At 67.6% G+C, this 12,848-nt stretch carries 11 protein-coding genes and 1 tRNA gene; 2 read left to right on the forward strand and 10 right to left on the reverse strand.

Features of this window, described 5'->3' with window-relative positions; translation table 11 throughout:
* Positions 1 to 79 precede the first annotated feature (79 nt).
* Entirely contained in the window at positions 80 to 766 is a 687-nt protein-coding gene (locus ABC319_RS04985; protein ID WP_413069165.1) for a prolyl hydroxylase family protein, read from the forward strand.
* 13 nt (positions 767 to 779) lie between these two features.
* Here the strand turns inward: ABC319_RS04985 and ABC319_RS04990 are convergent, their stop codons facing one another.
* The 6 genes from ABC319_RS04990 to ABC319_RS05015 all read right to left on the reverse strand — a co-directional run bounded on the left by ABC319_RS04990 (position 780) and on the right by ABC319_RS05015 (position 7,506).
* Entirely contained in the window at positions 780 to 3,587 is a 2,808-nt protein-coding gene (locus ABC319_RS04990; protein WP_413069166.1) for a TonB-dependent receptor domain-containing protein, read from the reverse strand.
* Positions 3,588 to 3,681: 94 nt separating this feature from the next.
* Positions 3,682 to 5,355, reverse strand: coding sequence for a hypothetical protein (locus ABC319_RS04995; protein ID WP_413069167.1), 1,674 nt, complete (start codon positions 5,353 to 5,355; stop codon positions 3,682 to 3,684).
* A gap of 173 nt (positions 5,356 to 5,528) precedes the next feature.
* Positions 5,529 to 5,918 carry a JAB domain-containing protein gene (locus ABC319_RS05000; protein ID WP_413069168.1) on the reverse strand — a complete coding sequence of 130 codons (390 nt, stop codon included), beginning with the start codon at positions 5,916 to 5,918 and terminating at the stop codon, positions 5,529 to 5,531.
* A gap of 134 nt (positions 5,919 to 6,052) precedes the next feature.
* Positions 6,053 to 6,589, reverse strand: coding sequence for a hypothetical protein (locus ABC319_RS05005; protein WP_413069169.1), 537 nt, complete (start codon positions 6,587 to 6,589; stop codon positions 6,053 to 6,055).
* Between the two features lie 9 nt (positions 6,590 to 6,598).
* Positions 6,599 to 6,955 carry a hypothetical protein gene (locus ABC319_RS05010; protein WP_413069170.1) on the reverse strand — a complete coding sequence of 119 codons (357 nt, stop codon included), beginning with the start codon at positions 6,953 to 6,955 and terminating at the stop codon, positions 6,599 to 6,601.
* Positions 6,956 to 7,014: 59 nt separating this feature from the next.
* On the reverse strand, positions 7,015 to 7,506 hold the full coding sequence (locus ABC319_RS05015) for a helix-turn-helix domain-containing protein (RefSeq protein ID WP_413069171.1): 492 nt from the start codon (positions 7,504 to 7,506) through the stop codon (positions 7,015 to 7,017).
* Positions 7,507 to 7,641: 135 nt separating this feature from the next.
* On the opposite strand from ABC319_RS05015, the gene ABC319_RS05020 reads away from it, so the two are divergent.
* Positions 7,642 to 8,583: a DUF808 domain-containing protein gene (locus tag ABC319_RS05020; RefSeq protein ID WP_413069172.1), complete on the forward strand. Its 942-nt coding sequence runs from the start codon at positions 7,642 to 7,644 to the stop codon at positions 8,581 to 8,583.
* A gap of 16 nt (positions 8,584 to 8,599) precedes the next feature.
* Here the strand turns inward: ABC319_RS05020 and ABC319_RS05025 are convergent, their stop codons facing one another.
* The 4 genes from ABC319_RS05025 to lon all read right to left on the reverse strand — a co-directional run bounded on the left by ABC319_RS05025 (position 8,600) and on the right by lon (position 12,784).
* Entirely contained in the window at positions 8,600 to 9,412 is an 813-nt protein-coding gene (locus tag ABC319_RS05025; RefSeq protein ID WP_413069173.1) for an APH(3')-I family aminoglycoside O-phosphotransferase, read from the reverse strand.
* A 95-nt stretch (positions 9,413 to 9,507) separates the two neighbouring features.
* Positions 9,508 to 9,582, reverse strand: a tRNA-Val gene (locus ABC319_RS05030).
* Between the two features lie 182 nt (positions 9,583 to 9,764).
* Entirely contained in the window at positions 9,765 to 10,037 is a 273-nt protein-coding gene (locus ABC319_RS05035; protein ID WP_305171536.1) for an HU family DNA-binding protein, read from the reverse strand.
* A 350-nt stretch (positions 10,038 to 10,387) separates the two neighbouring features.
* Positions 10,388 to 12,784 (reverse strand): endopeptidase La, encoded by a 2,397-nt coding sequence (lon, locus tag ABC319_RS05040; RefSeq protein ID WP_413069174.1) that lies wholly within the window; start codon positions 12,782 to 12,784, stop codon positions 10,388 to 10,390.
* Positions 12,785 to 12,848: the final 64 nt, after the last annotated feature.

Here is a 12,848-nt window from a genome sequence, read left to right on the forward strand (position 1 = left end):
CCATGTATCAGCGAAGTCCCGGCCTGCCGATCAAAAAAGATGCTTTCCGCCGCATGCACGATGCTGGCACGATGGCGCCATGGCCAGTTCGTCCCCGTCCCCGTCGTCCGCCCTTCCCCCGTCGCCACTGGGATCCGGCATCGACGGCGAGGCGATCGCCGCCCATATCCTTAAGCAGCCCGGGGTACAGCGCATACCCAGCCCCAAGCTGACGCTGTTCGTCCATCGCGGCTTCCTGTCCCCTGCCCTCTGCGCCGCGTTGGTCGAGCGGATCGACGCGGTGCGCCGTCCATCGACGATCGCCGACGCCAATGGCGACACCGCGTATCGCACCAGCGAGACCGGCGACCTGGCGGCGGACGATCCTGTCGTAGCCGAGGCGGATGCCCGCCTGCTGGCGTTTACCGGGCTGGACCCGGCGCATGGCGAACCGATGCAGGGCCAGCGCTATGCCGTCGGGCAGGAGTTCAAGGCGCATACCGACTATTTCGAACCCCGGGGCATCGATTTCGACCGGTATTGCGGCATCGCCGGCAACCGGACCTGGACGGCGATGATCTACCTGAACGAACCCGACGCCGGCGGCGCGACGCGGTTCAAGGCGATCGACAAGATCATCCAGCCGGAGACCGGCAAGCTGGTCTGCTGGAACAATCGACGGTCGGACGGGACGCTCAACCCCGCCACGCTCCATCAGGGGATGAAGGTGCGCGGCGGGGTGAAGTACGTCATCACCAAATGGTATCGCGAGCTGCCGTGGCGCTGACGCGGAACCCGGTTCAGAACCGGACGCTGGCCCCCAGGCTGAGGATACGGCCCAGCTTGTACCGGTTGATGAAGACCGTCGCCGTTTCGAACGTCTGGAACTCGCGATAGCTGGTGCCGGTGAGATTGCGGGCCTCTGCCTTGATCTCGACATTCTGCCCCGCGAGCGTGATCTCCTGCCGGGCGACGAGATCCAGCCGGATGCCGGGCCGCTCGATGATGTCGGGCTGGAACCCGACGCCGCCGGGCAGCGACGGACCGCGATTGGTGACGCGGTTGCTGGCATAGTTGAACAGCAGCGTGACCTGCGCCTTGTTCTCCTTGTCCTCCAGACCGAGCTGGAGATTGACGAGGTGATCCGACTGGCCGGTCAGCGGCGCGCCGTCGCGGAACAGCGTGTTGGCCGGCTGGAAGTTCGTCGGACAGCCGCCCAGCGTCGTCCCCTCCAGCGCGCCCGGAACGCACTCCGAGTTCGCGGTGATCTTCGACTGGGTATAGGTGTAGTTGGCGACGACCAGCGCACGCTTGCCCATCAGCGCGTCGCCGAGGAAGTCGAGGTCGAAATATTTCTGCACCTCGAACTCGCCGCCGTACAGGATCGCGCGCGGCAGATAGGTGAAGCCGGTCTGTAGCCGCGAATCGAGCGTCGGGAAGAAGCCGACCTGCTCGGTCGGACGATCGATCCGCTTGTAGAAGCCGGCCGCGGTGATGCGCTGGTCACGCCCGAAGAACCACTCGTAGCGGGCCTCGAGATTGTACAGCTCGCTGTCCTGCAGCCGCGCATTGCCGAGGAACAGGCGGTCGCTGTCGAAATCCTGATACAGCTGCGGCGCCAGTTCGCGGAACTGCGGGCGGGCGATCGTCTTCGCGGCGGCGAAGCGAAGCTGCATGTTGTTCGTGAAGTTCCAGGTCAGCGTGGCGGCCGGCAGGAAGTAATCGTTATTCAGGCGCGTGCCGTTGGCATTGATCGGATCGACCGTCTCCTTCGCGGTCTCGTACCGGACGCCGATGGTGGCGCGCAGGCCGTCGGTCGCCTCCGCCTCTGCCTGGATATAGCCGGCATGCACCAGCAGCTTCGCATCATAGGCGTAGGAGCCGTTCTGCCCGGCGTCGAAGCGCAACTGGACCGAGTTGTCGGCAGTGTTGCCACCCGAGACCGCGCAACCGTTCAGTACATCCGGCGACAGCAGGTAATCGGGGCGGAACAGGTTGCAGGGCAGCGGGATCGCACCGCCGGTCCGCGTCTGGTACGCGAAGGGCAGACGGATCGAGGTCCGCTCGCTCTGCGAATAATAATAGCCGCCCGACAAGGTGAACGGGCGTGCGCCCGGCAGCTTGTAGGCGACATCCGCCTGGCCCGAGTAGAGATTCTCGTCCAGCTCGCTGAACACCACCGTGGCGAAGCGGCCGAAGGCGTTCGTCGCCTGATAGGCGGTCGGGCAGTTGATGCCGGAGCTGGCCAGCGGCGTCGACGCCGTGATGTTGAGCGAACCCGGACCGGCGCAGACATAGGTGAACTGGCGCTCGTACGGTGCATTGCGCTGCGAATTGGCATAGGCGCCGCGCAGGTCGATCGACAGGTCGTCGATCGGCTTGAACTCGCCGACCAGCTGCGTCTCGACCAGCTGCCGCTCGAACCAGCTGGTATTCTGCTGGAAGAGGGGGTTGCCCTGCGAGTTGTTGTAGACCGTCGCGGCCGAGCCACGGCCCTGCTTCAGCGTGTCGTGGATGTAGACGTTGGTCCAGCGGATACGGTTCTCGCCGAATTCGGCGCCGAAGCCGAGCAGACCGTTCACCACCGCGCGATTGTCGGTGATGAGGGTGCGGAAATCGTTGCGCAGCGATCCGTCGGTGCCGATCGTGTCCTGCTGCGTGACGTCGCGCGTGCGCCAGGTGTTCGACAGGTTGCCGGTGGCGATCATGCCCAGGCGCACCGCCCCCGCATCGCCGGTGATGCCCAGGCTCATCTCGCCCGAGTAATTGCCGGGGATGTCGCGGTTGCGCTGGAGCAGCGTGGTCCGCGCGTTCGACAGCTGCGCCACCTGCTCGGTCGGGATGATGCCGGTGCCGGTCGGCGCGGCCTTGATGAAGCCGGGTACGTTGCGCTCGCCGCCGTCATAGCCCAGCCAGTCGGTGGTCGAGCCGTAATAGGTATAGCCGAGATGGCCGGTCGTCTGCGTGTCGATGGCGCCGGACGCGCCGACGGTGAAGAAATTCTCGTCCGGGATCGCCTTCGTCGTCAGGTTGATGACGCCGCCGCCGAACTCGCCGGGATAGTTGACCGAATAGGTCTTCTGCACCAGCGCCGAGCCGATGATCGCGGTCGGGAAGATGTCGAGCGGAACGCTGCGGCGCAGCGGTTCCGGGCTGGGTAGCGGAGAGCCGTTCAGCAGCGCCGAGGAGTAGCGGTCGCCCAGGCCGCGCACGAAGACGAACCCGTTGCCGACGACCGACAGCCCGGTGACGCGGGTGAGCGCACCGGCGATATCGCCCTCGCCCGTCCGCGCGATGTCCGCGCTCGACAGCACGCTGACGATCTGGGCGGTCGAGCGCACGGTGTTGGGGATGTTGCGCCCGACGACCACGATGTCCTCACCTGCGCTGGCATCGACGCCGGGAGCCGAAACCTCGACCTGCTCCTCCGCAGCCGGATCGGCGGCGGGGTCGGCCGGGGCACCGGGCGTCTGTCCGGTGGAGGGCGTGCTGACCGGCGGCGGCGCCGGCGTGGCGGTGGCGCCGCCGGGAGCCTGCGCCAGCGCTGCCGGGGCGACCAGCGTGGTCGTCAGCAGCAGGAGGGATGAATAGACGGTGCGCTGGCGCATGGATGGGCCTTCGAAGCGAGGGGCAAACGGACGGGCCGGGGCGGCGCGATGCGCTCTTCCCCGACCCGCCATGCTCATGGAAGCTGGCCGAGCCTCAGCGGCCCTGGCACTGGAAGTAGACCGAGTTGAAGGTCGGCGGGCCAACGTCCTGCAGATTGTCGTCGCGGGTGCGGATGGTGCTCCGCTCGTTGCCGGTCGCCGCGCGTGTCGCGCCGTTCTCCGTCACCGTGTTCCCGGCGATGATGTTGATGCAGCTGGCGCCCACCGCCGTCTTCACGATGCCGTTGACGAAGGCGAAATCCGCACCGCCACGCAGGCGGATGGCCGACGGAGCCGAATTGGTCTGGACGAATGTGAAGTTGGCGTAGCGGCCATAGGTGCGCGGCAGCAGGTCTTCCGCACCGTTCGAGTCGATCTCGGTCGCGAACGAGTCCGCCGTCGAGCCACCGGCCTTCTGCGCGGCGATGATGAACTGCATGAACCCGCGCCAGCCATTGTCGACGTCGAAGCCGTCGTCGTCGGCGCCGGTCACCACGAAGTAGCGCAGATTGGTGGTGCCACCGAAGATCTCGACGCCGTCGTCGGCCGAGTTGTGGCTCTGGACATGGTCGATGGTGGTGCCCGAACCGGTGCCGCCCAGCGTCAGGCCCTGCAGCTCGTTGCCCTCGCTGATGGCGATGCCGGTGTAGCGGATCTGGACGTACTGCAGCGTACCGGAATTATCGGCCTGGTTCGCGCCGCCGTAGAAGCGGTTGGCGACACCCTCGATCTGCTGCTGGCAGGTCGTGCTGGTACCGCCGGCATTGTTCGGCCCCGTCCCCGTGGCGCACACCGCGGTGGGTGCACGGCCCAGAAGAATGATGCCGCCCCACAGGCCCTGGCTCGAGTCCGACGTGCCGTTGCTGACCAGGTTCTGCTGCGCGGTGAAGATGATCGGCGCATCCGCCGTTCCCGTCGCATTGATCCGGCTGCCACGATTGATCAGCAGGACGTCGTTCGATGACTCGTTGGCGTTCGCGAACACGGTCACGCCCGGCTGGACGGTCAGCGTGACGCCAGAATCGGCGCCGGTCGAACCGACGTCGCCGCCGACTTCGGTCAGGCCGGTGAAACGGTAAGCGATGCCGGCGATGCGCGGCAGCGTCAGACTGGTGGTGATCTGCTGCGGTATGTCGCACACCTTGAACCCGCCGATGGTCGCGGCCGTCGCGCTATTGGCCGCGCCCGTCGCCGTGGTCGTGCCGGTCGGGCAGGCGGCGCCGCTCGCCGCCGTGCCGATCGCCGGGACCGCGGTGCACGCGGTGCTGCCGACGAAGGTCGCGCTCGACGAGTTGCAGGTCCAGCCGGAGAAGGCGTTGTCGTTGGGGCCGCTCAGCGCACCGACATAGCTGGTGTTCTGGAAGAAGCTGCCCAGCGTCGTGGGATTGCTGGCCGTGGCAAGCGACGTGCCGTTGACCGGATAGACGCCGCTCAGCGTCGTGCCGAAGCCGTTGACGACATTGTTCTGGCCGGCATTGACGAGCGCCAGCTGCTCGTCTGCGGTGATGGTGACGCCGTTCTGCGTGGTGGCCAGCGCGAACTGTGCGGCGGTCAGCGGGGTCGGCGTGGAGGGACCGGTCGGGGTCGGCGTGACGGCGGGCGGGTTGATGATCACCCCGATCGAGCCGGCGCCCGGCGAGGCGACGTCGTCAGCACCTCCGCACGAGGCGAGGAGCATGCAGGCAGTGCCCGCCATGAGCAGGCGGGTGGTGCGCGAAAAGCTGGACATCGGAAACTCCCGGTCGGTCGTGGTTGGTCAGGCTGTTGCCCTGCGATCGACTCGGGTCCCCCTGCCGATCTCAAGGAGCGCGACTAGGACGGTTGCGTGACGGTTCCGTGCGACTTCCGCGTCACGTTCGTGACGGTGACGTGACGTTTTGATGACGAAGGGCGCGGGCGTGTTCAGGAATGCGACAGGGTGGTGATCTCGATGGCCTGCGTGCCGCCGCGAGCGACGATCAGGTGATCGTGAAGCCTGATGCCGAGACAGTCCCCCGCCGTCGCCAGCCGCTGTGTGAAGCGTCGGTCGGCGGGGCTGGGGCTGGCATCGCCACTGGGATGATTGTGGACCAGGATCACGCCACTGGCCGCCAGGGCCAGCGCGCGTGCCAGTACCTGGCGTGGTTCGACGACGACGGCGGCCGGGCTGCCACGGGCGATCTCTTCCTCGACGATCAACTCGCGCCGGGCGTTGACGAACAGGGCGCGCAGGCTTTCGACGGTGTCGAACGCCATCGCCTGACGCAGATAGTCGAGAAGCTCGTACCGGGTGGTCAGCAGGGCTCCCGCCATGGCGGGCTCCCGCAGGGTCCATAGCAACGCCCGTCGGTGCGCGGCGATCAAGGAAAGGCTTGGCTCATCCAGCAGCGGGCGAAGCTGGGTCGTGTCGGCGGCGAGCGCGGTGGCGATGCCGCCGAACCGTGCGATCAGGCGATCGGCGCTGGCTTCCGCGTGGACGGCATCGACGATGGCCAGCAGATCGACCAGGACCTGTCGTGCCCCTCCGTCGCCAGCCGCCGCCGATGCCAGCGGGTGGCGGCGATCAGCAGGAGCAGCGCAGGATAGGCCGACAGGGCGTGAGCCGCCTTGTAGACATCGGTCAGGATGTCCGGCGCGATCAGCCTGGCAATATGGCCGACCACACCGAACCCGTGGATCGCCGTCAGCCACAGCGGCCAGAACCGGTCTGCGGACAGGCTAAGCGCCAGCAGCGCGAGCAGCATGGTGGCGTCGACGGCAAGGATGCCGAGCTCCGCACTGCGGAACTGGCCCGCATAATAGCCGCGCCCGGCGATCGCGACGACCCATGTCGCGACGGTACCGAGCAGGAGGATCGCCGCCGCCACCCGCTCCGGCGCACCACCGGCAAGGGCGGCATAGCTGCAGGCGAGGAGCAGAAGGCCATAGAAGAACAGGACATGTGCCATGACGCCGACGGGACCACCCGGAGGCGATCCCGTCAAGCGCGTGCCTCAGGCAGCGAGGCGGACGACGTCGGCGGCCGCGGCGTCGGCCAGCGACTTGACCACGCGCTCGCAGGGGAACTGGTCCCCGAACGCCTGGATCAGGCCCTGCTCCCTGGCATAGGTGAGGAGGAGGCCGTGGGTGCGGGCGACCTTGCCGCGCGCCTCGACGAGCGCGGCGAAGGTCTCCGCGGCGGCGTCGAGCATGCGCTGGCCCTCGATCGGTGCGGCGCCGGCGGCGGCGAGTTCGTCGAGGAGGTCGGCGGGCAGCCGGGCGCTCGACCGGGCGGCGAGATCGATCTCTTTCTCCAGCGTTTTCAGTCGAGTGGCGATCTTGTAGGCGGCGGCGGGGGCGATGCTGGTCATGCGTTCGGTCTCCATGAGCGCCGGCGAAGGAACGGCGCGGACTGGAGGGCGGAACCCCCTTAGAACCGTAGTCCCCGGCTGGCCTCGACGAAGAAGCCGACGGCTGCGACCAGCAGCACGATCAGCCCCGCGACGATGGCCAGCCGGGCACCGATCCCGAGATCGTTCCGCTGCCCCCTTCGCGTCGGAAACGGCAGCGGAACAAGGGGTTGCCGGGGCCAAGGCTGCATGCCTCCACCATCCGCCAGCCCGTCGACCTGCTGTTCCGGTTCCGACCGGCCCGGCGTTTCAACATCGAGATACGACCGATCTGCTATCCCCGGCGGGGTAGTAGTACCCCGGGTATGAGTCGCCTCCGCCGCGGCGAGCAGGCGCGCGGCATCGATGCTGCGGGCGACCCCCAGGGCGGTGCGAGCGGCCGTCAAGTGACTCTTGACCGTCAACCCGGAGATGCCGAGCGCGCGGCCGATCTCCTTGGCCTCCATCCCCTGTCCGACCAGCCGCAGGCATTGCAGCTGGCGGGGACTGAGGGTGGACAGTGGATCGGGCATCACCCGATCGCGCCTAGCGTTCGGCGCCCGAGCCCGCAGAGGCAGAATCATCCGATCCGGATGAATGCCGCACGGGATTGCCAGCCGACGGGATTGCGGACAGACGGCGGACGACATTTCGAAGGGGACAAGACAATGCCATCGGGCCTGGCCGCGCTGCTGGACGACGTCGCGGCGATCACCCGGCTGGCCGCCGCATCGCTGGACGATGTCGGTGCCGCCGCGGGCCGGGCCGGGGCGAAGGCCGCGGGCGTGGTGATCGACGATGCGGCGGTCACCCCGCGCTACGTCACCGGCCTGTCGCCGGCACGCGAACTGCCGATCATCGGGCGGATCGCGCTGGGATCAATCCGCAACAAGCTGCTGATCCTGCTGCCGGTCGCGCTGCTGCTGAGTGCGTTCGCGCCATGGGCGCTGACCCCGCTACTGATGATCGGCGGCGCGTATCTGTGCTTCGAGGGCGCGGAAAAGGCGTGGGAGGCGGTTGCCGGCCACCCGGTAGAGGCGGCCGCCGCGGAGGAAGCGCCGAAGACGCCCGAGGAGCTGGAGAAGCAGACGATTTCGGGCGCGATCCGGACCGACTTCATCCTGTCGGCGGAGATCATGGCGATCGCACTCGCCGAGGTCGCGGGCGGTGGCATCGTGTCGCAGGCGGCGGCGCTGGCGCTGGTCGCGCTGGCGATCACCGCGGGGGTGTACGGCGCGGTCGGGCTGATCGTGAAGCTGGACGATATCGGGCTGAGCCTGGCGAAGCGCGAATCGGCGGGCGTGCAGGCGCTGGGGCGCGGCATGGTGAAGGCGATGCCGATCGTGATGACCGCCCTGTCGGTGATCGGCACCGCCGCGATGATCTGGGTCGGCGGGGGCATCATCGTCCACGGTCTGGCCGGGTTCGGCGTGGACGCGCCGGAGCATCTGATCCACGACGCCGCGGAAGCGGTAGCGGGCGCGGTGCCGGCGCTGCACGGGGTGATCGCGTGGATCGTGACCGCCATCGGATCGGGCATCGTCGGGCTGATCGTCGGCGGCGCGATCGCGGCGGCGATGCACGCCCTGCCGCGGCGGGGCGGGCATTGAGGACCCCTGCCCCCTCCTAGAACATCTCGTCGAGCATGAGGTGGAAGTCGAGCTTGCGGCGATCGAGCCGCGCGATGCCGTAGCGGGCGACGAACCGGTCCTGCAAAGCGGGATCGAACTCCGCCAGGCAATTCCACATGATGGCGACGTCCTGATACCGGTCGGCGATCCCGACGCGGCCGACATCGATGCAGCCGGTGACCGCGCCGTCCGCGATCAGCAGATTGTCGAGCGAATAGTCGCCGTGGGTGACGACCGGATCGGGCGCGAACGGCAGGAGCCGGTGCATCGCCGCCCAGACCCGCCCGGCAGACCAGCCCTGCCGCTCCTCATCGAAATCCTCCTCCTCGACGAGGCCGGCGTCGATTCGCACGCGGGCGCGGGCCAGCCGGAACGGGTGATCGGCGACGAAGGGACAGGAGGCTGTCGGGATGGCATGCAGGCGCCGCAGGAAGTCCGCCAGCATGTCGACGATGGCAGGCCGCGCTCCGGGCGAAGCAGCGTCCAGCAGCTGCCACGCGGTCGCGCCCGGCAATGACGTGGTCAACAGCCATGCATCGTCAGGCATAGCGGCGAAATGCCGGATGGCGGGCACCGCGACGCGATCGGTCAGCCAGCGCAGCCGGACCATCTCGTCGATGACGTCATCCGCAACGCCACCGCGGCCATGTTTCAGGAAGAGATCAGGGATGCCCGGCCGGTGCAGGCGGTAAACGGCCGCGCCGGACTCGCCGACGGTGTCGCGCGACCACGCTTGGCCCTGAAGCAGCGCTGCCATGTCCGGGGGCATGGCCGGCGCCGGACAGGCGATTTCCCGATCATCGCTCATCGCGTCAGCCCCGGCGGCAGGACGGTCGTGCCGCGCGACATATGAAAAAGCCCGCCGCTCGGGATCGAGCCGCGGGCCGTTTGCATCGTCGGAGATGGTGGGCGCGACAGGGATTGAACCTGTGACCCCACCCGTGTGAAGGGTGTGCTCTACCGCTGAGCTACGCGCCCATCCCGACGGCGAGGCGGTGCCCTAGTCGACGGCCGCCCCGCTTGTCCAGCCCTTAAGGTTCCAAATTTAACCGGAACAGGGATCGTGATCGTCCGCGAAAGACCGCCGACAAGGAGCACAGCGCAGACGCGCAGCCGAAGCTACGCGCAAGCAAGCGACGCCGCTCGGTTAAGTTTGGAACCTAGTTGACCGAATCCTTCAGGATCTTGCCGGCCTTGAACTTGGGCTGGGTCGACGCCTTGATCGTCATCGGTTCGCCGGTGCGCGGATTGCGCCCGGTCGACGCCTTCCGCTTGGAAACCGAGAACGTCCCGAACCCCACCAGACGTACCTCGTCCCCCTTTTTCAGGCTGGTGGAAATAGCGTCGAAAACCGCCTCCACCGCCCGCGCCGCATCGCTGCGCGCCAGCCCCGACGTATCGGCGACCGTCGCAATCAGCTCCTGCTTGTTCATCGATCATTCCCCCGCAGCTTATGAATCGGTGCGCGCACCCCGCGGACTCGCGGAGGCGCAACGATCCACACTAAGAGCCGCAGTTTGGGCCAAGTCAACCGGCACATGGTCGGCAATTGATTGCGGGAGGCGAGCACGGCGACGGAGCGTTGGCGGGCCGGGACAACGGGGCGGGCTGGATACCGAGGCCACCAATTACCGTGCGGGGCGAAGCGGGATCCCGGATCAAGTCCGGGATGACGGGAGAGGGCGTGAGCCGAGAGGGTATACCAGCCATTTGGCCGGATGCGGCGTTTTCGGGTGGCAGGGCGACGGTGCGCCTGTCGCGCGCCGTCGCCCTGCCCGGCCGATCAGTGGTGCAGTTCGCCGCCCGCCGGCGCGACGCCCGGCGGGGGCAGCGCGGCCAGTTCGTCGGCATCGGTCCAGTCGATCGCCTCCAGCGGCTGGGTCAGCGCCAGGCGCAGGACCTCGTCGACATGGGCGACGGGCACGATCGTCAGCCCCTCCTTCACGTTCGCCGGGATGTCGGCCAGATCCTTCTCGTTCTCCTGCGGGATCAGCACCGTGGTGATGCCGCCGCGCAGCGCCGCGAGCAGTTTCTCCTTCAGCCCGCCGATCGGCAGCACGCGGCCGCGCAGCGTCACCTCTCCGGTCATCGCCACCTCCCGCCGGACCGGCACGCCGGTCAGGGTGGAGACGAGCGAGGTGACGAGGCCGATGCCCGCCGACGGCCCGTCCTTCGGCACCGCGCCCTCGGGCAGGTGGACATGGACGTCCTTGCGATGGAACACGCTGGGCTTGATGCCATAGCTGGGCGCGCGCGCCTTCACGAAGCTCCAGGCGGCCTCGACCGACTCCTTCATCACGTCGCCCAGCTTGCCGGTGGTCTTCACCGCACCCTTGCCGCCGACGGTGACCGACTCGATCGTCAGCAGTTCACCGCCAACCTCGGTCCAGGCGAGGCCGGTGACGGCGCCGATCTGGTGCTCGGTTTCAGAGAGACCGTGACGGTATTTCTGCGTGCCCGCGAACTCGTAGAGGTTCGCCGGGGTGACGACGACGCTCTCCGCCTTGCCCTCGAGAATGCGGCGCAGCGCCTTGCGGCACAGCTTGGCGATCTCGCGTTCCAGCGTCCGCACACCCGCCTCGCGCGTGTACTGCTGGATCAGCGTACGCAGGCCGTCGCGGGTCAGCTCGAACTCGCCGGCTTTCAGGCCGTGCGCCTCGATCTGCTTGGCGATCAGATGGCCCTCGGCGATCTCGACCTTCTCGTCCTCGGTATAGCCCTCCAGCCGGATGATCTCCATCCGGTCGAGCAGCGGCTGGGGCAGGTTCAGCGTGTTGGCGGTGCAGACGAACATCACGTCGGACAGATCGATGTCGATCTCGAGATAATGATCGTTGAACTTGGCGTTCTGTTCCGGATCGAGCACCTCGAGCAGCGCCGACGCCGGATCGCCGCGGAAATCCTGGCCCAGCTTGTCGATCTCGTCGAGCAGGAACAGCGGGTTCGACGTGCCGGCCTTTTTCAGGTTGGTGACGATCTTGCCCGGCAGCGAGCCGATATAGGTGCGGCGATGGCCGCGGATCTCGGCCTCGTCGCGGACGCCGCCCAGCGACTGGCGGATGAACTCGCGCCCGGTCGCCTTGGCGATCGACTGGCCGAGCGAGGTCTTGCCGACGCCCGGCGGGCCGACGAGGCACAGGATCGGCCCCTTCAGCTTGTTGGTGCGGGCCTGGACGCCGAGATATTCGACGATCCGGTCCTTCACCTTCTCCAGCGCGTAGTGATCCTCGTCCAGCGTGGCCTGAGCGGCGGCGATATCCTTCTTTATCTTCGACTTCTTGCCCCATGGCAGGCCAAGCAGCACGTCGAGATAGTTGCGCACCACGGTCGCCTCGGCGCTCATCGGCGCCATCGTCTTCAGCTTCTTCAGCTCGGCGGTCGCCTTGATCCGGGCCTCCTTGGACAGCTTCAGCGTGGCGATCTTCTGCGTCAGCTCGGCGATCTCGTCGCCATCGCCTTCCTCGTCGCCATTCCCCAGCTCGCGCTGGATCGCCTTCAGCTGCTCGTTAAGGTAATATTCGCGCTGCGACTTCTCCATCTGGCGCTTCACGCGGCTCTTGATCTTCTTCTCGACCTGAAGGACGCCCAGCTCGCCCTCCATCAGGGCGAACGCCATCTCCAGCCGCTTGGCCGGATCGAGCTCGACGAGCAGCGCCTGCTTGTCGGCGACCTTCACCGCGATGTTGGCGGCGACCGAATCGGCGAGGCGCGAGGCGCTGTCGATCTCCCCGACCTGCGAGACGGTCTCGGGCGGCAGTTTCTTGTTGAGCTTGGCGTAATTCTCGAACTGGCCGACGACCGAGCGCATCAGCGCCTCGACCTCGGTTCCCTCGGCGGGCAGATCCTCGACCGGCTCGACCGAGCTGGCGAGATAGCCGTCGGCGGGCTGCAGCTCGCCCAGGCGACCGCGCTCCTTGCCCTCGACCAGGACGCGGACGGTGCCGTCGGGCAGCTTCAGCAGCTGGAGCACGGTGGCGGTGACGCCGATCTCGTACAGGTCGGCGCGCGCAGGATCGTCCTCGTCCTTGTCGAGCTGGGCGACGAGGAAGATCTCCTTGTCGGCGGCCATCGCCGCCTCCAGCGCGGCAACGGACTTGTCGCGGCCGACAAACAGCGGAACGATCATCTGGGGGAACACGACGATGTCGCGCAGCGGCAACACGGGATAGGTCTGGTTCATGCACACTCCGTCGGCCCCCTCCACGCGGCGGCCCGTTACGGCGATGTATATGGGGAGTGTTGGG

This window comes from Sphingomonas phoenicis (assembly GCF_047238005.1).
Taxonomy (GTDB): Bacteria; Pseudomonadota; Alphaproteobacteria; order Sphingomonadales; family Sphingomonadaceae; genus Sphingomonas.